This window comes from Providencia sp. PROV119, assembly GCF_028482435.1.
Taxonomy (GTDB): domain Bacteria; phylum Pseudomonadota; class Gammaproteobacteria; order Enterobacterales; family Enterobacteriaceae; genus Providencia; species Providencia stuartii.
The window spans coordinates 1-2,616 of record NZ_JAMPQL010000049.1; the positions used below are offsets into that span (position 1 = coordinate 1).

General features: G+C 52.6%; 2 rRNA genes. Both read left to right on the forward strand.

The features are described from left to right. Positions 1 to 2,354, forward strand: a 23S ribosomal RNA gene (locus PSF11_RS21095); the annotation flags it as partial. 140 nt (positions 2,355 to 2,494) lie between these two features. Continuing rightward, positions 2,495 to 2,610, forward strand: a 5S ribosomal RNA gene (gene rrf, locus PSF11_RS21100). The last annotated feature ends 6 nt before the right edge of the window (positions 2,611 to 2,616 follow it).

Below are 2,616 nucleotides of genomic sequence, written 5' to 3' on the forward strand. Positions count from 1 at the left end.
TGACTGCGTACCTTTTGTATAATGGGTCAGCGACTTATATTCTGTAGCAAGGTTAACCGAATAGGGGAGCCGTAGGGAAACCGAGTCTTAACTGGGCGAATGAGTTGCAGGGTATAGACCCGAAACCCGGTGATCTAGCCATGGGCAGGTTGAAGGTTGGGTAACACTAACTGGAGGACCGAACCGACTAATGTTGAAAAATTAGCGGATGACTTGTGGCTGGGGGTGAAAGGCCAATCAAACCGGGAGATAGCTGGTTCTCCCCGAAAGCTATTTAGGTAGCGCCTCGTGAACTCATCTTCGGGGGTAGAGCACTGTTTCGGCTAGGGGGTCATCCCGACTTACCAACCCGATGCAAACTACGAATACCGAAGAATGTTATCACGGGAGACACACGGCGGGTGCTAACGTTCGTCGTGAAGAGGGAAACAACCCAGACCGCCAGCTAAGGTCCCAAAGTCATGGTTAAGTGGGAAACGAAGTGGGAAGGCTCAGACAGCCAGGATGTTGGCTTAGAAGCAGCCATCATTTAAAGAAAGCGTAATAGCTCACTGGTCGAGTCGGCCTGCGCGGAAGATGTAACGGGGCTAAACCATGCACCGAAGCTGCGGCAGCGACATGTAAATGTTGTTGGGTAGGGGAGCGTTCTGTAAGCCTGTGAAGGTGTGCTGCGAGGCATGCTGGAGGTATCAGAAGTGCGAATGCTGACATAAGTAACGATAATGCGGGTGAAAAACCCGCACGCCGGAAGACCAAGGGTTCCTGTCCAACGTTAATCGGGGCAGGGTGAGTCGACCCCTAAGGCGAGGCAGAAATGCGTAGTCGATGGGAAACAGGTTAATATTCCTGTACTGGTGATAATTGCGATGGGGGGACGGAGAAGGCTAGGCTGGCCGGGCGACGGTTGTCCCGGTTTAAGGATGTAGGTGGGTGAATTAGGCAAATCCGGTTCGCTATACACTGAGGTCTGATGACGAGTCACTACGGTGGCGAAGTAGCTCATGCCCCGCTTCCAGGAAAAGCCTCTAAGCTCTAGATTATCATTAATCGTACCCCAAACCGACACAGGTGGTCAGGTAGAGAATACTCAGGCGCTTGAGAGAACTCGGGTGAAGGAACTAGGCAAAATGGTGCCGTAACTTCGGGAGAAGGCACGCTGGCATTAGGTGAAGTGGTTTACCCATGGAGCTGAAGCCAGTCGCAGATACCAGCTGGCTGCAACTGTTTATTAAAAACACAGCACTGTGCAAACACGAAAGTGGACGTATACGGTGTGACGCCTGCCCGGTGCTGGAAGGTTAATTGATGGGGTTATCCGTAAGGAGAAGCTCTTGATCGAAGCCCCAGTAAACGGCGGCCGTAACTATAACGGTCCTAAGGTAGCGAAATTCCTTGTCGGGTAAGTTCCGACCTGCACGAATGGCGTAATGATGGCCAGGCTGTCTCCACCCGAGACTCAGTGAAATTGAACTCGCTGTGAAGATGCAGTGTACCCGCGGCAAGACGGAAAGACCCCGTGAACCTTTACTATAGCTTGACACTGAACATTGAGCCTTGATGTGTAGGATAGGTGGGAGGCTTTGAAGTGTGGACGCCAGTCTGCATGGAGCCAACCTTGAAATACCACCCTTTAATGTTTGATGTTCTAACGTTGCCCCGTGAACCGGGGTGCGGACAGTGTCTGGTGGGTAGTTTGACTGGGGCGGTCTCCTCCCAAAGCGTAACGGAGGAGCACGAAGGTTGGCTAAGCATGGTCGGACATCATGCGGTTAGTGCAAAGGCATAAGCCAGCTTGACTGCGAGAGTGACGGCTCGAGCAGGTACGAAAGTAGGTCTTAGTGATCCGGTGGTTCTGAATGGAAGGGCCATCGCTCAACGGATAAAAGGTACTCCGGGGATAACAGGCTGATACCGCCCAAGAGTTCATATCGACGGCGGTGTTTGGCACCTCGATGTCGGCTCATCACATCCTGGGGCTGAAGTAGGTCCCAAGGGTATGGCTGTTCGCCATTTAAAGTGGTACGCGAGCTGGGTTTAGAACGTCGTGAGACAGTTCGGTCCCTATCTGCCGTGGGCGTTGGAAGATTGAAAGGGGCTGCTCCTAGTACGAGAGGACCGGAGTGGACGCACCGCTGGTGTTCGGGTTGTCATGCCAATGGCACTGCCCGGTAGCTAAGTGCGGAAGAGATAACCGCTGAAAGCATCTAAGCGGGAAACTTGCCTTGAGATGAGTCTTCCCTGACTCTTTAAGGGTCCTAAAGGAACGTTTAAGACGAAGACGTTGATAGGCTGGGTGTGTAAGCGTAGCGATACGTTGAGCTAACCAGTACTAATGAACCGTGAGGCTTAACCTGACAACACCGAAGGTGTTTTAGAGAGACGAAGAGACGAATTGTTGAAGCGCACGAGATAGAGTGGTGCGAAAAAATCAGCTTGTTCAAGATTGCAGTTCTGGTTTGCGGTGTCGACGCGAACGGGAACGAAACCGAATTTGTCTGGCGGCAATAGCGCGGTGGTCCCACCTGACCCCATGCCGAACTCAGCAGTGAAACGCCGTAGCGCCGATGGTAGTGTGGGGTCTCCCCATGTGAGAGTAGGGAACTGCCAGACATCAAA